Origin of the sequence: Terriglobus albidus, from assembly GCF_008000815.1 — a bacterium.
Taxonomy (GTDB): Bacteria; Acidobacteriota; Terriglobia; order Terriglobales; family Acidobacteriaceae; genus Terriglobus; species Terriglobus albidus_A.
The window spans coordinates 2878014-2896086 of record NZ_CP042806.1 but is presented as its reverse complement, the minus strand read 5'-3'; the positions used below and the strand labels follow the sequence as shown (position 1 = coordinate 2896086).

Below are 18073 nucleotides of genomic sequence, written 5' to 3'. Positions count from 1 at the left end.
GACGTTATCTCGCCCTAAACATGGGCCGCCCGCTTGTCTTTGTATGCCAGATAAAATCCCGCCGGCACAAGGAAGATTGTCAGCACGACCGATACAGTCAGCCCGCCGATCAATGCCTGCGCCAGGGGAGCATAGGACTCACTTCCCTCGCCCAGTTTCAACGCCATAGGCAACAAACCGATCAGCGTAGCCAGAGAGGTCATCAGGATAGGCCGCAGACGGACGCGGCAGGAGAGCGTGATCGCCTCTCGCACATTCTTTCCCTGCTTCATCAGGTGATGGGCGAACTCGACGATCAGGATGCTGTTCGAGAGTGCGATGCCTGCCAGCATGACCACGCCCATCAGCGACATCACATTCAAGGTTGTGTTCCACGCGAGCAGCGCCAGGATGACACCCGTGATTCCTGGAGGCAACGCCAGCAGGATAATGAACGGATCAAGAAACGAGCGGAACTGCGCCACCAGGATCAGGTAAAGCAGCAGCACCGAGAGAATCAGGCCGATGGCGAAGCTGTGGAACGAAGCGTTCATCGAGGTTACACTTCCCGCTAGCGTGACCGAGATGCCATTTGGTGGATTGGCGTGGTCGACGATCGCCCCTATCTGCTTCGTAATCGCACCCAGATCTTCGTTCTGCGGGCGGACATAGATATCCAGGTTGCGGCGGATCTGCGTGTGATCCATCTCGGTAGGAGCATTGAACTGCTCGATCTTCGCCACCATATCCAGACGTGTTGGCTGGGTAATGTCTTTACCGTGCAGCGGAATCGCTTTCAGGTCTTCAATCGACCGGACCTGTCCTTCTTTGAACATCACCGTCAGGAAGTAGTTGTTGCCGCTGTTGGGGTCGATCCAGATTGATGGCGCGATCATCTGGTTGGAGGTCAAGGCCGTAATGATGTTCGATACGACCTCTTTTTCGTTGAGCCCCAACTGACTGGCGCGTGTGCGATCGATAGAGATGCGCAAGGAAGGGTAATCGATGTCCTGAGGGATATAGACATCGGCGACTCCATGGATGCCTCGGATCTGTCCCGCGATCTTCTGCGCCAGGCCGAAGTCGGCAGTGACATCATTGCCCGTAATGCGTACATCGATCGGCGCGGGAGCTCCCATGTTCAATACGCCATCCACCAGGCTGCCCGAGGCGTAGAAGGTCTGCAGTTCTGGAATCTCCTTCGCGATGGCCGCCTTCACCTCGTCGATATAGGCGAAGCTGCTGCGCTTATGATCGTGCTCGAGCGCCACCTGCGTAAAACCGGTGTGCATGGCGGCATTGGGAGAGAACAAGGCGGAGAAGCCCGGATCGACGCCGATGTTGGTCACCATGATGCCCAGATCATGCTTCGACACGATACGGCGAACGATCTGCTCAATGCGCTCCGCTTCCTGCTCGGTCGCCTCAAGCTTCGTTCCTGAAGGAGCCTTGAAGCTGATGACGAACTGGCCCGCGTCTGTACGTGGGAAGAACGAGAGCCCAAGCAACGGAAATAGAAGCAGTGATAGAACGAAGACGACGCTGAAGGCGCCCAGTGTCTGCCATGGCCGCTCCAGCACCCAGGCCACCGCCTTGTCATAGCGGTGGAGCATGGTATCGAAGGCCGCCGTGAACCTCGCATTGAAGCGCGACCATACTCCATGGTGCGTACTCTTCGGATCAGCGGTGACAGCAGCTTCGTCTTCGGCCGATTCGTGCACCACATCGCCGTGCCCACTCTTGATGAATCGCGCGCAGAAGAGAGGTACAACGGTCAGCGCGACGAAGTAAGACGCGAAGAGTGAGATTACGACGGCAAGTGCAAGCGCCGAGAAGAGGAACTTGCTGACACCGAAGAGCATCGTCACCGGGAAGAAGACTACGACTGTGGTAAGCGTACCCGCCAACACCGGGAGTGCGACTTCCCTGCCGCCATTCTCCGCAGCCTCCTGCGGTGACTCGCCTTCTTCCAGATGCCGGAAGATATTCTCCAGAACGACGACCGAGTTATCGATCAGGCGGGAGAGCGCCAGCGCCAGACCGCCAAGCACCATGCTGTTCAGCGAGCTGCCCGCCATCTTCAACACAAAGAAGGTCGTGAGCAGCGAGAGCGGAATGGAGAAGAAGACAGCGACCGTGGCTCGAAGGCTCCCGAGAAAGATCAAGATCATGAGGCAGGTCAGGAAGAGTCCCACGCCTCCCTCATGCACCAGCGTCTCAATTGCAGTCTTTACGAAGCGGGACTGATCGAACTCCACCGTCGTCTTGAGTGATGCCGGAACATCCGTCAGATGCTGCAGCGTATTGTGCACGCCATCAACGATAGCGATTGTGTTCGAATCGCCACCCTGTTTGAAGATCGGCAGATAGACGCCGCGCTGCCCATTCACACGCACGATGTTGTACTGCAGACCGAAAGAGTCCTGTGGTGTGGCGACATCGCCCACACGCACGGGCGACTGGCCCACCATCTTCAGCGGCACCTGGGCGATATCATCCGCACCCTTGAGCATGGAGTTGGTATAGATGTTGTAGTCGTAGCGCCCGATCTGCACATCGCCCGCAGGCAGAATGACGTTGGAGTCGTTCACAGACCGCACCACGTCCATCGGGCTAAGCTGGTTCGCCTCCAGCTTGTAGGGGTCGGCGTAAAGCATGATCTGCCGCCAGCGTCCACCAAAGGGCTGCGTTACCGAGGCCCCAGCCACACTGGCAAGCTGGTTACGCACGAAGTTCTGACCTACGTCCTTCAGCTTGCTCTCATTCAGTCCTGAGCCGCTCAGCGTCACCAGTGCTACCGGGATGCTGGAAGCATCCTGCTTGAGGACGATCGGCGGATACGTTCCCGGCGGCATATCGCGCAGGTCACTGCTGGCCAGCGACGAGATGGTGGCAGCATCGGCATCCGGGTCGGTTCCGGCACGGAAGTACACCTTGATCAGCGAGACACCCGGCAGCGATCGGGACTCCATATGGTCGATGCCGCTGGCCAGGGTGAACTGACGCTCCAGGTGGTAGGTGAGGTTGGCTTCAATCTGCTGCGGCGGCATGCCGGAATAGAAGGTCGCCACGGCCACCACCGGCAGGTTGACCGGGGGAAACATATCGACCGGCATCTCGGTCACGCTGACCGTGCCCATGATCATGACCACGAGGCACAGCACTACCATCAGGTACGGATTACGGATCGAAAACCCGGACATTCGCGCGTCTTCCTTCTTATCGTTCGCTGGTGGTGTTCGCTTCGTACGCTGCGGGCTGGGCATCGACCTTTTGGCCGTCGTACATACCTGTGTGCCGTCCCACAATGACCTTGTCGCCGGACTGCAGGCCCGACAGAATCTCTACCCTCGCGGGCGTCTGCAGGCCTACCTTGACCGAAGCGAGATGAATGACGCCGTCACGCACCACATACGCCTGCTGCTGGCTGGTTCCTAGGCCATCCACCGCGTCCAGCGGCACACTCAGCACATGAGGCCGAGCGGACAGGTGAAGATGCACCTCGGCATACATTCCAGGTACCAGCGCACCATCCGGATTCGGTACATCGACTTCGGTGTCCATGGTGCGCGTCGCCATCTGTACGGAGTCCGCATAACGGGTGACCTTACCCTGCAGCTTGCGGCTGACGCTGGCTACGTCGACATCTACCAGCTGCCCGGTCTTCACACCGGCGACGTCTGTCACTGGCACCGGAAGCACAAGGCGCAGCACATCGTTCTGCGCCAGTCTCACCACCGGCATTGCCTGCGACTGCGAGGAGATGCCAGCCTGGATCATCGATCCGGTGTTGGCATATCGCCTGGTCACGACTCCATTGAAGGGGGCACGGATAGTTGCATACTGCATCATGGCAACTGCACGTTGATACTCTGACTCCGCCTGCAGCTTCTTCTGCTCCGCTGCCTTCAGCGCTGCATTCACGCTGGCAAGTTGGGCATTTGCCTCCAGCTCCCGCGAGCGTGCGACGTCAATCTCCTGCCGGGGCACCAGACCGCGATCGCGCGTTGCGACATCCTGAATGCGCTTGAACGAGAGAGAAGCGATCTCCGCGCCGGCTCGTGCCTTCTCTATCGCGGCCTGGGCCGTGACTATGTCCGCCTCTGCTGCGGCGACTCCGGCCTTTGCCTTGGCGACATCGTCCTGCACTTCGGGCACTTCAAGCGTTGCCAGCACCGCGTTCTGCGGGACGTGATCGCCGATGTCGACGCCGATCGACTTCACATAGCCCGCTATCTTCGCCATCACGTCCACTTCCTGATAGGGGCGGAACTCGGCGGAAAGTATCAGATCGTTCGCCAGAGTGGCCGGCGCCGCCGTGGCTATTGGGACCGTTAACACCGGAGCTTCGGCCATAGCCTTCTCTTTGCATCCGCTTGCTCCAATGCATATCGCTGCTAACGCTGCAGCCGATGCCATCACCCAATGTCGATTCGTCATGTGTGAAAGCCCTTTCAGTTCAGAAGTCCAGCGGCAAAATCCAACTCCGCCCGCCGCGTGAGATAGGTGTAGGTCGCATCGGCCGAGGTGATCTCGGCTGAGGTCTCGCTCAACTGCGCCTGATTCAACTCCACAATGCTGCCCAGTCCGGCTTCGTAGCGGTTTTGGGCCAGACGCAATGCTTCTTTGCTCTGTGCCACCAGACGGGATGCAACATCGAGACTGCGATAAGCTTCGTCGGCGCGATACCAGTTGCTACGCACCTCTTCACTCACCTGCAGACGAAGCTGGCGTACATCCTGCGCGCGAGCCTTCGCCTCCAGCTCCGCCTCATTGCGCCGTGCCGTAAAGAGGCCGCCGTTAAAAACCGGAATCGAAAGGTTGAAGCCGATGGCCGCATAGTCATCGTGCAGGGTGTGATCGTGATACGGCAGTTGTCCGGCGGCGCCTAAGGCGTTCAGTGTGGGATAGCTCAACCGCTTCTCGGCCGCGGCAAAGCTTTGTGCGGCGCGCTGTTGCGCCGTTACAGCACCGAGATCGGCACGCTGTCCGGCAGCCTGCTGTTGCAGCTCTTCCGGTGAGCCTGGCAGCGCCTCTACGGTGAGCAAGGGTTCTGCCAGTGGCGCTGTCACCATCAGCTCCAACCCCATCGCCGTAGCCAGCGCCGCACGCTGCTGGGCAACGTTGCTGCGAGCTCGCACAACCGCAAGCTCTGCTTCACTCTCCAGCACCTTGGCGAAGTTCAGATCCAGGGTCGAGCGCAGCTCACTCTGGGTGAGGGCGTCGATCTGCCGTGAGATCAGTTTCCGGTTCCCCAACGCCGCTTCGGCGGCGCGCAGCACCGACTCCGAGGCCAGCACCCGGTAGTAGGCCGTTCGCACATTCAGGCGCACCTGGGCGCGCGTCAGCGTCGCAACATCGGCCTGTGCCTCTGCCGTGGAACGCGCAGCGCTTACCAGCTCCGAGGTGCGACCGAAGTCAGTAACGAGCTGGGTTAGGCTGGCACCATAGGCAAACCTTCCAGATAAAGCGGAGGTCACCAGGTTGCCCGCAGCCACCGCCGTGTTCGCATCCGCTACCTGGGCGCCGGTGGCATTGAAATTGACGGTTGGCATGTAGCCGGCCCGGGCCTGTTTCACCCGTTCTGCAAAAGCGCGGGCCCGCAGTTGGGCCGCCAGCATGCGCGGCTGATTGGCCAGCGCCTGCGTCTCCGCCTGCACCAGCTCCAGAGCCGGTTGAGGCTCAGTCTGGCCATGTATGGCAGGAATCGTGAGCCCAAGGAATACGACTGCCGTGACGAAACGCTTCATCTGCAGGACTTTCCTCGCCTGGTGCAATATCACCTGCAGTGAATCACTTTGATCTCTTACATTGGCTTACATCTGTCTTACATTCGCTTCGGACGGCTTGCCCCCTAACGGGCCATCGGGAATGATAGATATGGGAGCAACCAGACGTGTCGTCGCAGCCGCGAATCCTGATCATCGAAGACGACAGAAAGATGTCGGATGCCCTGGTCTCCGGCCTGGAAAGCGCCGGCTATTACGCTGAAACGGCCTCATCCGGCGAAGAGGGCTTCTATCTTGTTCACAAGCTACGGCCCGATCTGCTGCTGCTCGACCTCACCCTTCCGCATCGCAATGGCCTTGAGATCCTGAGGCAACTCCGGCAAGACGGTATCGACCTACGCGTGCTGATCCTTACCTCGCACAACACCGTGGAAGACAGGGTTGAGGGCTTGAAGACAGGCGCCGATGACTATCTCGGAAAACCCTTCTCCTTTCCGGAGCTGGTTGCCCGCATCGACGCGCTGCTACGCCGCATGCTGCCGACCTCTGACCCCGGCCCACTGCGTATCGGCGACCTTACACTCGATCTCCGCACGCAGAGCGCCGCCCGCAACGGCCAGCCGCTTGACCTGACACAGCGTGAGTTCGATCTGCTGCTCTACCTCACGCAGAACCGGGGACGCATCGTCTCCCGCGAGATGCTGGCTCGTGACATCTGGCGCGAGACCTCACGCTTTACTCCCATCAACAATGTGATCGATGTCCAGATCGCACGGCTGCGACGGAAGATTGACGATCCGTTCTCGGTCAAACTGCTGCAGACCGTGCGAGGCCTAGGTTTCTGTCTGAGGGAGCCCTGACCTTGAAGCTGCTGAAGCCGACTAACCTCCGCAGCCGCCTCACGTTCTGGTACGTCGCAGTCCTGGCATTACTGCTCTTCGTCTATGCCGCCATCGTCTTTGCCTTTCAGTACGCCGCAATGACACGGCAAATGCTGCACGACGAAATCCAAGATGTTGTCACCGTCGAAGGCCTGCTTTACTTCGACGCCGTCGGCCAGCTACAGCTCCGCCAGGACTACTTCTCCCGTCCACAGTCGCACCTCCTCGTGGACCGCTATATGGAGGTACGAGACATCTCCGGCAAGGTTCTCTACCGCAGCCCCACCCTGCGGGGCATGCCTCTCGATGGCCCCATTCGGAACGGCGAAGGCGACCGCAGCTTCAATGAGCGCGTCGTTCGCCTGGAGAACGGCAATCACGCATTCATCATCAGCCACATTCACGGCATGGATGGGCGCATTCTGCTGATCCGGCTAGGATACAGCCTGGTTCCTTTGCGCGACCGGATGCTGCAATTCCTCCTGCTACTGGTGATTGCAATACCGCTTGCCCTGATACTGGCGGCCATGGCCGGGCAGGGGATTGCACGCCGCGCCCTTCGCCCCATTCACACGCTGACGGAACACGCCACGCACATCAGCGCCAGCAATCTGCATGATCGTCTTGAGGTCCCCAACTCCGACGACGAGCTTGGCCACATGGCGCTTGCCTTTAATCATCTACTCGGCCGGCTCGATGGTGCCTTCCAGCAGCTGCGTCGTTTTACCGCCGATGCCGCACACGAGCTGCGCGCTCCGCTTGCGTCGATCCGCACCGTCGGGGAGGTCGCACTCGGTCAGGGAACAGAAGCCGGTTCGCGAAAGGCCATCGAAGATATCCTCGAAGAAACCTCACGACTGAACGAGACCGTCGATAGCCTGCTTCTTCTCTCTCGTGTCGAAGCCGCAGAAGCTCCCGGGCAGTTTGAGATCTTTCCACTACGACCGCTTGTCGAAGAGGTCGCTGGCCTGCTGGGCGTGATGATGGAAGATGCGGAGGTTAAGGTCACCTACGCATTCGAAACAGATAAACCAATTCAGGCCGATCGCAACCTGCTGCGGCTGGCGCTGGTGAATGTGATGCACAACGCCTGGAAGTTTGCGCCGCATCGTTCCACCATTCAGGTTCGCTCCGTGATGGCCGGCGATATGGTGCAGCTCTCTATTCAAGATGAAGGACCGGGAATTCCGCCGAACGAGCAGGAGCAGGTCTTCAACCGCTTCTATACCGGATCGAATCCTCCGGGCGGCCGGCAGAAAGGCACGGGGCTTGGCCTCTCCATCGCAAAACTGGTGGTAGAACGATGCAGCGGTAACATCGCTTTCGATTCCGGCATGACGTCCGGCGCACGCTGCATCATCCAGCTGCGTTCCATCGCACATAATCCCAACGGATAGAACTACAGCCAAGTGGCGATCTACGCTGTGCTGTATCGAATCATCTGCACTGAAAGACTATATTTGCAGGCCTTCGATCACTGGCAAGCCGACCAGATTGCGCAGATCAACAACATGAGAAAAATGGAAAGCCAGGTTGCATAGGGATTATTAACTAGATTGATCTGCATCTCGATCCCCCTCCATGAGAATTTAAGATGAGAAAGAGCTTAGCGCGATTTCTGTGATTCGAAAAATAAAACTGTAGAGCTTCTGCAATCAGGAATCTGGATTATGAGAAGCTCTCCGGTTCGTTTTCCATAAGCTCCTTCAGGCCGAGATGATGCTCGGCCTTCACATAAAATCTTCTAAGGCTGAGAAAGACTTCCGATGGATACACCTGGAGCCACGCAGGGATTTCCTCGGGAAGCGGCGTGATGTTTGAGTTCTCCAGCCCTACGCTGGCGTACTGACTGTACTGCTGCGTGGTCGTATCCAGACTCACATTCGCCAGAGCTCTCGACTGCGAACTTGTCGAGTTATCTATAGTTAGTTGGCAAGAGTTTTCTTTGTCTTCATGCGGCCCGGTACGTTGTTTATATGGAAACGACGTACCGGGCCGAGGATTGGCGCACCACGCCCTGGCGCGTCTCGGGGCCGGGTGAACTTGTCGCAAACCCCGTATTTCGGGAGCGTCGTGAGAGACTGCACTCCTGAGGCTATCAATGCAAGAGTCTACCTTTATCTGGATAGAACAGAAGCCGCTGAGTGCCGAACTGTACTGTTATGCGATTCGCAGAGCGAGATGCGGTGGAAAGCCATCGTTCGGTGCTACTGTGCCGATGCTCATCGCATCGCTGATGGTGTTGGGTTGGATGAGTCAGCCTGCGGTGGCGCAGACGGCGCAGGCAACAGCGGCGGGCTCTGAGCCCCGCAAGGCGATTGGACTACAAAGCACGCCAACGGGTCCCCCCGTGGATACTGTCGTCGGACAGGCTACCCGTGCACAAGATGCGCTCCTCTCCGTGCGTGTGACTGCAAGACACCAGAACGGCGAGGCAGTGATCGGCCTTACTGCCAAGGACTTCCAGGTTCGGCTAAATGGAAAGCCGGCAACCGTCGTCTCTGCGCAGCCATATCCGATCATCGACCCAAAATCAGAGATTGCTTCTATAGAGCCAGTCAACGTTGTGCTCCTGCTCGAGCCTGAACAGGGACGAAATTTTTGGATCAGCTCCGCCATTGGCGAGATACGCAAAGAAGTAAAGGCCGGGGTCACCGCACATTGGAGCGTCTCGATCGTCGATCCAAATGCGCATCTGTGGCCGGCTACAACGGATCAAACGGTCCTAGAGCAGGAACTCGACCAGATCAAGGAGGAGAAGTTTGATCCTGTTCAGGCCAACGCGTGGATTGGTTCCTGGCTCGCAGCCTGGCAGAATCTGCTGAATACGCCGGGCAGACACGCCGTGGTCTACCGTCCCGACAGAACACGACCAGCGGGGGGGCAGTTGTGGTCCGCCTGGCTTCTCCCTCAGGTTGATCACTTCATCGAATCATATTATCTGGAAGCAGCCCCCACTCCTTCTTTGAAGAAAGAGAAGGACGCGAGGAATGACAAGCAGGGCTCCCAGGTGTCTTATCGAAGCAGTTTTCGTGATGCGTTCAATAAAATCAATGCAAACGGACCCGGCACCTATAACCTGCTGATAAGTTCGCACACCCAATGTGGTATCAGATTTTCTTGCACCGTTCAGACCCAGGTAGGTTCCAACGAGGACTTGATTATCGGCAGTACTGGACAAGGAGTTCGAGGAGATAGGGAGGTCTCATATCCGCCCATTCTGGCTCCTGCCTTATATCCGCCGACGGCAAATTACGCTGTATCCATACCCGAAGATGCGCCATATCACCCCCTACTTCCCGTTCCGCTCTTAGAGCAGGCTGGCGCCACGCTAAATCAGGAGCACTCCTCGATACACATTGGTGGATGGTTTTTCCCCAATCTCCACGGTGGTGCTGTTAATGGTGTCATAACGGTTCAGGGCAGGACCGATCTCCGGGACAAGATTAGGGTCGATCTTATTTTGTTAGATGGAGACGGCAAGCAGCACCTGGTTGAAAGGCGTGTTTCAAGCCCGCAAAAGACAGGTAATCCGGGCGCTCGTGTGGTCTGGGCGGAATACAACCCATTGTTTTATGGCAGCTATGAAGTGATCGCCAAGTCGCTTACCACTGGCGAAACTGCCGGGATTCGCTTTGAGCTTTATCCCTGGACGAGATTCGACGAATTGCGAGTGAGCTCCACCATCCTCTCGACTCGCTGTTCGGGAGAGCCCGTGGAAACAGCATTGGCAGCACCCCTCCCTGGTTCGCCTCCTCTTCGGGAAAATCTATTAGACCCTTTGAATGAGGGCACCTGCAAATGGATACCACTGAATCCGAAACTCTTGCATTCCACTGAAACACTATATGCCCGGCTGACCGTCATCATGGTCCGTGAAGAAAATTCTCGGGATCAAACCCAGTTTTTTCCTGGAGGGTGGATGGCTGACTGTATCCTCCGCACACCTGATGGAAAGGTTGTCGTCCGGAAAGCCACAAAGATTACGACCGGAAGATACGGGAGGTGGGAGATCGCACAAACCTTTGATCCTGAAAAAAACAGGCTGTCTCCGGGAGATTACAAACTCGAGTTCATTCTGAGAGGGCCCGATGGACAGACGCTAAGAAGCGGTGATCAGTTTGAAGTCATACCTCCCAATCCATGAAACAGTTGAGGAGGAACAGTCCGGCACAATCCTGAGTCGCGGACACGATACTTCGCGCCTGCATTCAAGATATACGCCTGACCCAGTCAGATAATTCGGCGCATCGAGACGACCGCAACTGTGCCGATCACTTCGACCTCCTTCCTGAAGCGCCATCGCTGATTCGCGTACTGTGAGTCAACCCAGCTATCCAACGGTATGTCACACTCTGACCGCCGACTTTACGACCTCGCAGCGGTCGTCACCACTGAGCTCCGCATCTGCGATGCCTTCATTCTTGTAACTCCTCTATCCTGGGAAAGTAGAAATTGGTAAGACCAATTTCGTTCGAGAAGTGTATCTCCGGTATTCTGACTAAGGCAAGATAATATTGGAGATTCGCTTTAACGCTGAAATATCAGGAAACGGGAGCACATCTCCAATTTAGCGGTAAATCGTGAGGACACACCAATACGCAGAGGCGTCTCAACCAAAGAAGACCTTACCGGCTGTCCTCGGAATGGATAACCTCGGCAAGCCGCTCCAGGAAGGGCCACTGGGCCTCGCGCAGATACTTCCTGGCCTCTTCCAGCGTGAACCAGCGCCCCTGGTCGACTTCCGGTATCTCGATGTTCTTCCCGGATCTTGGCGGCCATTCGATCAGGCACGTATTGCTTACCAGCCTGGCCGGATCGCAGTCTCCCCGAAAGCCCCAGGCTTCGACCATCTTTCCGCTCTTCTGCCGGACCCTGCCCAGCGGAAGAAACGGCCCTTCGGCTTCAAATCCGGTTTCTTCGCGAAACTCCCGCACCGCAGCGGCTAGCGCCTCTTCTTCATCGTCGAACTCGCCTTTCGGCACAGTCCAGGAGCCGCCACCCTTCTTTGCCCAGTACGGTCCGCCTGGATGCACCAGAAAGACTTCAAGCTCCTTGTCGCGGATACGGAACATCAACAACCCGGCACTCTGTTTCTCACTCATCGCTGACTAAAGCATTTTCCCTGTTGCTGAGTAGCCCGGCAAGGGCGCGCAGCGGCGTTTTCATTACGGAAAACGCTTATCGATGCGGAAGCCCTACTCTACACCTACGGGGAAATGCTTTAAAGCATTTTCCCTGTTGCTGGGTATTCCGAAAGGGGCGTGCAGCGGCGTTTTCATTGCGGAAAACGCCCATAGATGCGGAAACCCTACTCTCCACCTACAGGAAAAATGCTTTATGGTTTCGTCTTTGATACCCTTTTCGCAAATCCACATGTCCGACATCCTCGCCCAAGCACAGACCGCCGCGACTTACATCCGCTCAAAGACCACACTTCAGCCGCAGCTCGCGATCATTCTGGGCTCCGGCCTCGGCAGCTTTGCCGCGCAGGTAGCCGACGCGGTCACGATTCCCTATGCTGAGATTCCGAACTTCCCGCAGTCAACCGTTGCGGGACACAGTGGCAAGCTGGTGCTGGGCACCATTGGCGGAGTCTCTGTCGCTGTCATGCAAGGCCGCGTCCATGCCTACGAGGGCTACACCATGGCTCAGGTCACCTTCCCCACGCGCGTGCTTGGCTTGCTCGGCGTAAAAAAGCTGATCGTTACCAATGCCGCCGGCGGCATCAACACGCGCTACGGCCAGGGAGCCATTGTCGCCCTCTCAGACCACATCAATCTCTCCGGAACCAACGCGGCGCTTGGCCCCAATATCGACGCGCTGGGCCCGCGCTTCTTCGACATGTCCGCGGCCTATTCGCCTGCGCTACGTAAGCTCGCCATCCATGAGGCCGCCAAACAGGGCTGGACGCTCAACGAAGGCGTCTACCTCGCCGTTCTTGGCCCCAGCTATGAGACGCCGGCGGAGATCCGGGCCTTCCGTACTCTGGGAGCTGATCTTGTCGGCATGTCCACCGTGCACGAGGTCATCATCGCGCGCCACATGAGCATTGAGGTCCTGGGCCTGTCTGTAGTGACCAACATGGCTGCCGGTGTGCTCGACCAGCCGATCAATCACGAAGAGGTCATGGAGATCGGCAAGCGCATCGAGGGCCAGTTCACCGCGCTTCTTACTGCTCTGGTGCCGCAGATTTAATGATGTTCAAGCCACTCGTCATTGCAATTGCCGGCTGCTCAGGCTCGGGCAAGACCACTCTCGCGCGCGAGCTCTGTACTCAGCTCGAGGCCACGCTTTTCGCTCTCGATCTCTATTATCGGGATCTCTCGCACCTGCCGTTCGAGACTCGCGACAAGACGAACTTCGATCACCCGGATTCGCTTGAGTCTGAGCTCCTGATCGAGCACGTCCGCCTGCTCGCCAACGGTAATCCCATCCGACGTCCGATCTACGACTTTAAGACACACTCGCGTGTGCCCAACCAGTTCGATCCGGTTACGCCGACACGCGTAGTCATTGTCGAAGGCATCCTGGCGCTGCACTATCCGGAGCTGCTGCCGCTCTACGACTTTTCCGTCTACGTTGACGCACCGAACCAGATCTGCCTCAACCGCCGCATCTACCGGGATATGCGTGAGCGCGGACGTACCGAACAGTCGGTCCGTGATCAGTTCGAGGCTACTGCGAGACCGATGGCAGAGATGTACGTCGTCCCCTCGCAGCTCAATGCCAACATGACCGTCAAGGGGACGGAAGCACTGGACTGGTCTGTCGAAAGCATTCTGGTGGAGCTGCGCAAGCGCAGCCTGCTCTCCCGTTGAGGCTTTTCCCTGTAGATATAGAGTAGGGCTTCCGTATCTATGGGAGTTTTCCGCAATGAAAACGCCGCTGTACATCCTTTCCGGAATACCCAGCAACAGGGGAAAAATGCTTTGAAGCTCAGGAGAGAACAGGCTCGCTCGCATTGAGTTCTTCGTGCATGCCGCGCATGAGCTCTTCGCTGCGGCGCGCGGCATCCTTGCGGTCTTCGGTGCGGATCGCTACCGGCGAGTACTCCACCACAGCCTCAATTGTTTTCAAGGTGAATAGTTTCATCATGTGCGGGCCGAAGCTCATATTGCCCCAGTAGGCTACCTTCTTCCGCACCGCGTCGCGTCCCTCGCCCGGAATCGTATAGCGAACGCAACACGTCCAGATCTCCGCTTCGGCCCTCACCGGAGCTTCAAAGAGAGATGTACGGAAGGGGAGAATCTTTTCACCATCGGAGCTTGTTCCCTCAGGGAAAAACAGCACCATCAATCCCTCTTCCATGCGTTCGTGCATCTGCGCCGCCACACTGGCCGTCGCCATCCGGTTCTCACGATTTACGAAAATGGTGCCGGCAATGCGGGTCAACCAGCCAAAGACCGGCCAATCTTTTACCTCTGCCTTGGAGACGAAGACCGTCGGCACAATCGAGCCCAGCACCAGCACGTCGATATAGCCCATGTGGTTGCTTACGAGCAGCCCGTGCCGCGCCGGTTCGCCAACAATGCGCAGCTGCACACCGGCCATACGCACGACGAAGCGGCTCCACTTACACATCCAGACCGCCCTGCCCCGCGCCGACTTATCCCTTTGCAGCGCTGCTTCGGTCAGCGCTACCACCGTCATTCCCGCCAGAAACAACAGACGCCTTAGCGCCCGCAACACACCAGTCAATCTCTCGTCCCTTCACCCAAACAGCCTTGCAGCCATTCTAGGATGAAGCCGTTCCAAATCCATAAGGGTAAGAAAATCGATGGTGCGGAATTCGCGGTCGATCGCCGGTTCTCCGCAGATGCGCGCCCCCAGCGCCAGGTAGCTGCGCAACAGCTTGGGAGGCTGCTTTACCTCGGCCTCGTCGCCGGCGGGCTCCATGCGGAGCGCCTCCAGAGGAAGCGTCCGGAGCTGCTCCTCCACCTGGTACTCTTTCAATCCGCGAAAGACGCTCCAGCCTTCGGCTGCATCCTGCGAGTTCAACGAGCAGCAGCCGATCATCCAGCGAGCATCGCGCTCTTTGGCGTAACGGGCAATCGCCTTCCAAAGCAGATTCAAGACCTCGGGCAGGCGATGGTCACGGTGGATGCAGGCCCGGCCCAGCTCGATGGTCCGCTCCCGCATCGACTCATACGGGCTGAGATCGAATTCCTGTGCGCTGTAATATCCATGCGCCTGCAAGGCGCGCAGGCCTGTCTGCAGCCGATAAGTGCCGATCACCGATCCGCACTCGATACGCTCCACGACGATGTGGTCGCACACGTCATCGAAGCGGTCACGATCGTGGCCGGTGGCAAAGGCCTCTTCGCTTCCTTCGTTCAGCTCCAGATTGAAAACGACAAACCGCAATCGATATACCGCCAGCCGATCAGCCTCAGTTACCGCCAGCCTCGCCCGGTAGGGCCCCGCTTGCAACACAGCATCGCCCGGCGCCCATACAACCGGCTGCAAAGAAACCGGAGTCCGAACCGCAGTTGCCATCCTCACCTCGCCCTGATTGCTGCGTGAAGAGTGACACCGTTCCGCGAAGAACCTGCAAATCTACGGTCAACATCTGGTTCAGATCGTGTAAATACGCCGCAAATATGAAAAACGGGAGAGTCCGTCGGACTCTCCCGTGCTCGTGCCCACAATTCATTGGATCTAGGGACGATACGGCGGTACCGGGTCCGCGCTGCGCACCCAGGCCGTATAGATCATGTCGCGCAGTTCTGTCGCTCCCGCCGCCAGACGCTCGTCAATAAAGCTTCGCGCCTCCGGCGTACCCGATCCCATAAAGCCACCCGCCTTCTCCAACTGGTAGGTCTTCTCCACCATGGTCTGCGAGTGCCGCAGGTATGCCACGTAATCGTCGAAGACGTCTCCCAGCAGCTTCGGCTCCTTGCTGACCAGCGGCGAGACCTCGGCGATCTTAATATTCGCCTTGACGTACGTGCTCTCCATCAGGCCGTGGATCTTGTGCTCGGTGGTGTAGCCGTTCGGGTTCGGCCCGGTCCAGCCGTTGTACTGGATCGACGTATGGTGCGGGTTGGATCCATCGCCGACATAGTGCCCCAGCCAGCCGGCGTAGAACAGAATCGCCGCCTCCACCGGCTTTGTATCCTTCTTCTCGGCCGACAATGTCCGGTAGGCCCGCATCGCCGCCTTCAGACGCTCCCAAACCTCGGTGGTTACGTACGGTTGCAGGCCAACCTTTTCGGGAGTCAGCGGGACATCCGGATGCTTCGACTGCGCCGCGGCCAGCCCGCGGATAAAGTCATAGCGCTTGCGCGGCAGCGATCCAGCCAGATCAGCCCACTCCATGTCCATGAAGTGCTCAGGCGCCTGCGCGGCGTTTAGCTCGGGTTCAGTGGAGTCGCGCCAGCGATCGGGCTCCGGCCCAAGGTATTCCGCCTCGTTGATCGCTTCGGGCGTCTTCAGAAACGCCGGAACATCCGCTGGCAGCGCCTGTATCGCCAGCCGGTTAATCATCATGTGGCCTTCCAGCCCCCATCCATACGTCGGCGGAGCCGCCATTAAAGGCAGCAACGCTACAGCCGCGCCAAAGCGCACCAAGGTCCGCAATCTTTGCATGGCGACGAGTATATCCGCCTCCATCCACCCCCGAAAGACCCTGGATGTACCATCAAATTCCCTGCATTTTTCCGCCAACCGAAAATTCACGAAAACCCGCGCCGTTCCAGTGCAGAATTGATATCCTAGAGGTTGTTATGCCGACTAAAAAAGAGCTCCTGACCAACCCCATCCAGCACATCGACATCAAGCAGCACAACGTCGTTCCGCTGGTCGATGCCATGGCAAACATGGCCTACTCGTCGCGTGACCTCAACCGCGCCGCCAAGATCTACGAGATGATGCTGCTGGACAAGGACTGCGGCGTGATCCTCTGCCTCGCCGGCTCCCTCATCTCCGCCGGTCTGAAGCAGATCTTCGTCGACCTGATCCGCAACAACATGGTTGACGCCATCGTCTCCACCGGCGCCAACATCGTCGATCAGGACTTCTTCGAAGCTCTCGGCTTCAAGCACTGGATCGCCAGCGAAGAGTACAAGTACGGCGCCCACGATGCCGATCTCCGCGATCTGGCCATCGATCGTATCTACGATACCTTCATCGACGAAGACGAGCTCCGCATCTGCGACGACACCACCAAGATCATCGCGGACTCGCTCGAGCCCCGCGCCTATTCCTCGCGTGAGTTTATCCACGCCATGGGCGCTTACCTGGTGAAGAACGGCAAGACCCCGGCAAACGGTGGAGCCGACTCGATCGTGCTCGCGGCCTATGAGAAGAACGTGCCGATCTTCTGCCCGGCCTTCTCCGACTGCTCGGCCGGTTTCGGCCTGGTTGCTCACCAGCACCACCGCAGCGCCGCCGGCAAGCCGATGGTCGCCATCGACTCCGCGAAGGACTTCTACGAACTGACCAAGATCAAGCTGGAAAATCCCGTGACCGGCCTGCTGATGGTCGGTGGCGGCGTCCCCAAGAACTTTGCCCAGGACATCGTCGTGGCCGCGGAAGTTCTGCTTGGCGACGATGCCGATGTGGCCATGCACAAGTACGCCATCCAGATCACCGTTGCCGACTCGCGCGACGGCGCCCTCTCCGGCTCCACGCTGAAGGAAGCTTCGAGCTGGGGCAAGGTCGACCTGGCCTGGGAGCAGATGGTCTACGCCGAGGCCACCATGGCTCTGCCGCTCATCACCGGCTATGCCTTCCACAAAGAAGCCCACGCCGCCCGCACCGGCAAGAACTTCGCCACCATGCTCGAACCGGTTACCGCGTAAACCAGCTCCCGTATCAACGAGAAAGGCCGGGCATATGCCCGGCCTTTCTTCGTGCGCTTAACGATGCTACAAGGCGGGCGCGATATCACCCTTGCCCATGCTGTACGTCTTCAACTTTCAACTTGCAACTTTCAACCCTTTCACCTGCACTCTTTCTTCCCGGTATCCGCAATCCCGGCGATCATCCACGTGCCATCCTTCTTCACCATATTGAAGAGGTCGGTGCCGCAGTGATCGACCTTCCCGTCGACATAGAAATCAAATGGAGCCCAAACGACCGCGAGATCGTTATCGATGCGGATCAGCGGGTCATGGATCTTCTCTTCGATCTTCGTCGTTCCCGGTTTGCTCACACGTTCGGCGAACTGTTCAATCGTCATCTGGCCAGGCTTGCCGTTGCGCATCAACACCATCGACCCGCCGGGTAGAAACGGCGCCTTCATCGCTGCAGCGTCGCGCGCCGAGAGCCCGGCGAAGAACGCCTGTACGGGAGCCAACACCGCATCCTCTTCCGGCGTACCTGCCACCGCAGCCGAAGTCACCAGTAGACCTGCACAGAACAAAGCAATCTTCTTCATGGCTGCAGATTCTAGAGCATTTTCCCTGTTCCTGGGTATCCCGGAAGAGGAGTGCAGCGGCGTTTTCATTGCGGAAACGCCCATAGATACCGAAGCCCTAC

General features: G+C 58.2%; 15 protein-coding genes. 6 read left to right on the top strand and 9 right to left on the bottom strand.

Translation table 11 applies throughout. The annotated features are described in order from the left end of the window. Nucleotides 1-14: 14 nt before the first annotated feature. Genes FTW19_RS11510 through FTW19_RS11500 form a run of 3 tightly spaced genes read right to left on the bottom strand, consistent with a single transcriptional unit; the run spans nt 15 to nt 5729 of the window. Nucleotides 15-3182 carry an efflux RND transporter permease subunit gene (locus FTW19_RS11510; protein ID WP_147647757.1) on the bottom strand — a complete coding sequence of 1056 codons (3168 nt, stop codon included), beginning with the start codon at nt 3180-3182 and terminating at the stop codon, nt 15-17. Nucleotides 3183-3198: 16 nt separating this feature from the next. Beyond that, complete coding sequence (locus tag FTW19_RS11505) at nt 3199-4419, bottom strand: efflux RND transporter periplasmic adaptor subunit (RefSeq protein ID WP_147647756.1); 1221 nt, start codon at nt 4417-4419, stop codon at nt 3199-3201. A 14-nt stretch (nt 4420-4433) separates the two neighbouring features. Beyond that, entirely contained in the window at nt 4434-5729 is a 1296-nt protein-coding gene (locus FTW19_RS11500) for a TolC family protein (RefSeq protein ID WP_147647755.1), read from the bottom strand. A 146-nt stretch (nt 5730-5875) separates the two neighbouring features. On the opposite strand from FTW19_RS11500, the gene FTW19_RS11495 reads away from it, so the two are divergent. Beyond that, nucleotides 5876-6568 (top strand): response regulator transcription factor, encoded by a 693-nt coding sequence (locus FTW19_RS11495; RefSeq protein ID WP_246153691.1) that lies wholly within the window; start codon nt 5876-5878, stop codon nt 6566-6568. A gap of 2 nt (nt 6569-6570) precedes the next feature. Further along, the gene (locus FTW19_RS11490) at nt 6571-7986 is read left to right on the top strand and encodes an ATP-binding protein (RefSeq protein WP_147647754.1); all 1416 of its coding nucleotides are present in this window, start codon (nt 6571-6573) and stop codon (nt 7984-7986) included. 271 nt (nt 7987-8257) lie between these two features. Here FTW19_RS11490 and FTW19_RS25795 read toward each other — a convergent pair whose 3' ends face one another. After that, the gene (locus FTW19_RS25795) at nt 8258-8470 is read right to left on the bottom strand and encodes a hypothetical protein (RefSeq protein ID WP_187143491.1); all 213 of its coding nucleotides are present in this window, start codon (nt 8468-8470) and stop codon (nt 8258-8260) included. 220 nt (nt 8471-8690) lie between these two features. On the opposite strand from FTW19_RS25795, the gene FTW19_RS11480 reads away from it, so the two are divergent. After that, complete coding sequence (locus tag FTW19_RS11480) at nt 8691-10736, top strand: hypothetical protein (RefSeq protein WP_147647752.1); 2046 nt, start codon at nt 8691-8693, stop codon at nt 10734-10736. A gap of 481 nt (nt 10737-11217) precedes the next feature. Here the strand turns inward: FTW19_RS11480 and FTW19_RS11475 are convergent, their stop codons facing one another. Further along, nucleotides 11218-11694 (bottom strand): NUDIX hydrolase, encoded by a 477-nt coding sequence (locus FTW19_RS11475; protein WP_147647751.1) that lies wholly within the window; start codon nt 11692-11694, stop codon nt 11218-11220. A gap of 271 nt (nt 11695-11965) precedes the next feature. Here FTW19_RS11475 and FTW19_RS11470 point away from each other — a divergent pair, with 271 nt between their 5' ends. Together FTW19_RS11470 and udk are read left to right on the top strand one after the other, a co-directional pair. Further along, a complete protein-coding gene (locus FTW19_RS11470; protein ID WP_147647750.1) occupies nt 11966-12787 on the top strand; it encodes a purine-nucleoside phosphorylase in 822 nt (273 codons plus the stop codon). Further along, a complete protein-coding gene (gene udk, locus FTW19_RS11465; RefSeq protein ID WP_147647749.1) occupies nt 12787-13410 on the top strand; it encodes a uridine kinase in 624 nt (207 codons plus the stop codon). Before FTW19_RS11470 ends, udk begins: the two co-directional genes overlap by 1 nt. A gap of 118 nt (nt 13411-13528) precedes the next feature. Here udk and FTW19_RS11460 read toward each other — a convergent pair whose 3' ends face one another. The 3 genes from FTW19_RS11460 to FTW19_RS11450 form a co-directional block, all read right to left on the bottom strand. Beyond that, nucleotides 13529-14281 carry a lysophospholipid acyltransferase family protein gene (locus tag FTW19_RS11460; protein WP_246153748.1) on the bottom strand — a complete coding sequence of 251 codons (753 nt, stop codon included), beginning with the start codon at nt 14279-14281 and terminating at the stop codon, nt 13529-13531. A gap of 21 nt (nt 14282-14302) precedes the next feature. Next, nucleotides 14303-15088: a GNAT family N-acetyltransferase gene (locus tag FTW19_RS11455; RefSeq protein ID WP_222705575.1), complete on the bottom strand. Its 786-nt coding sequence runs from the start codon at nt 15086-15088 to the stop codon at nt 14303-14305. 162 nt (nt 15089-15250) lie between these two features. Beyond that, nucleotides 15251-16180 (bottom strand): nuclease, encoded by a 930-nt coding sequence (locus FTW19_RS11450; protein ID WP_147647747.1) that lies wholly within the window; start codon nt 16178-16180, stop codon nt 15251-15253. A 137-nt stretch (nt 16181-16317) separates the two neighbouring features. Here FTW19_RS11450 and FTW19_RS11445 point away from each other — a divergent pair, with 137 nt between their 5' ends. After that, a complete protein-coding gene (locus FTW19_RS11445) occupies nt 16318-17394 on the top strand; it encodes a 1,9-bis(guanidino)-5-aza-nonane synthase (protein WP_147647746.1) in 1077 nt (358 codons plus the stop codon). Nucleotides 17395-17534: 140 nt separating this feature from the next. On the opposite strand, the gene FTW19_RS11440 is transcribed toward FTW19_RS11445, so the two are convergent. Continuing rightward, the gene (locus tag FTW19_RS11440) at nt 17535-17972 is read right to left on the bottom strand and encodes a nuclear transport factor 2 family protein (protein ID WP_147647745.1); all 438 of its coding nucleotides are present in this window, start codon (nt 17970-17972) and stop codon (nt 17535-17537) included. Nucleotides 17973-18073: the final 101 nt, after the last annotated feature.

What these genes read in the sequence shown, in the direction of transcription:
- FTW19_RS11510 (WP_147647757.1), bottom strand. Translation starts at nt 3,182, where the DNA reads ATGTCCGGGTTTTCGATCCGTAATCCGTACCTGATGGTAGTGCTGTGC.
- FTW19_RS11505 (WP_147647756.1), bottom strand. Translation starts at nt 4,419, where the DNA reads ATGACGAATCGACATTGGGTGATGGCATCGGCTGCAGCGTTAGCAGCG.
- FTW19_RS11500 (WP_147647755.1), bottom strand. Translation starts at nt 5,729, where the DNA reads ATGAAGCGTTTCGTCACGGCAGTCGTATTCCTTGGGCTCACGATTCCT.
- FTW19_RS11480 (WP_147647752.1), top strand. Translation starts at nt 8,691, where the DNA reads ATGCAAGAGTCTACCTTTATCTGGATAGAACAGAAGCCGCTGAGTGCC.
- FTW19_RS11475 (WP_147647751.1), bottom strand. Translation starts at nt 11,694, where the DNA reads ATGAGTGAGAAACAGAGTGCCGGGTTGTTGATGTTCCGTATCCGCGAC.
- FTW19_RS11470 (WP_147647750.1), top strand. Translation starts at nt 11,966, where the DNA reads ATGTCCGACATCCTCGCCCAAGCACAGACCGCCGCGACTTACATCCGC.
- udk (WP_147647749.1), top strand. Translation starts at nt 12,787, where the DNA reads ATGATGTTCAAGCCACTCGTCATTGCAATTGCCGGCTGCTCAGGCTCG.
- FTW19_RS11455 (WP_222705575.1), bottom strand. Translation starts at nt 15,088, where the DNA reads ATGGCAACTGCGGTTCGGACTCCGGTTTCTTTGCAGCCGGTTGTATGG.
- FTW19_RS11450 (WP_147647747.1), bottom strand. Translation starts at nt 16,180, where the DNA reads ATGCAAAGATTGCGGACCTTGGTGCGCTTTGGCGCGGCTGTAGCGTTG.
- FTW19_RS11445 (WP_147647746.1), top strand. Translation starts at nt 16,318, where the DNA reads ATGCCGACTAAAAAAGAGCTCCTGACCAACCCCATCCAGCACATCGAC.
- FTW19_RS11440 (WP_147647745.1), bottom strand. Translation starts at nt 17,972, where the DNA reads ATGAAGAAGATTGCTTTGTTCTGTGCAGGTCTACTGGTGACTTCGGCT.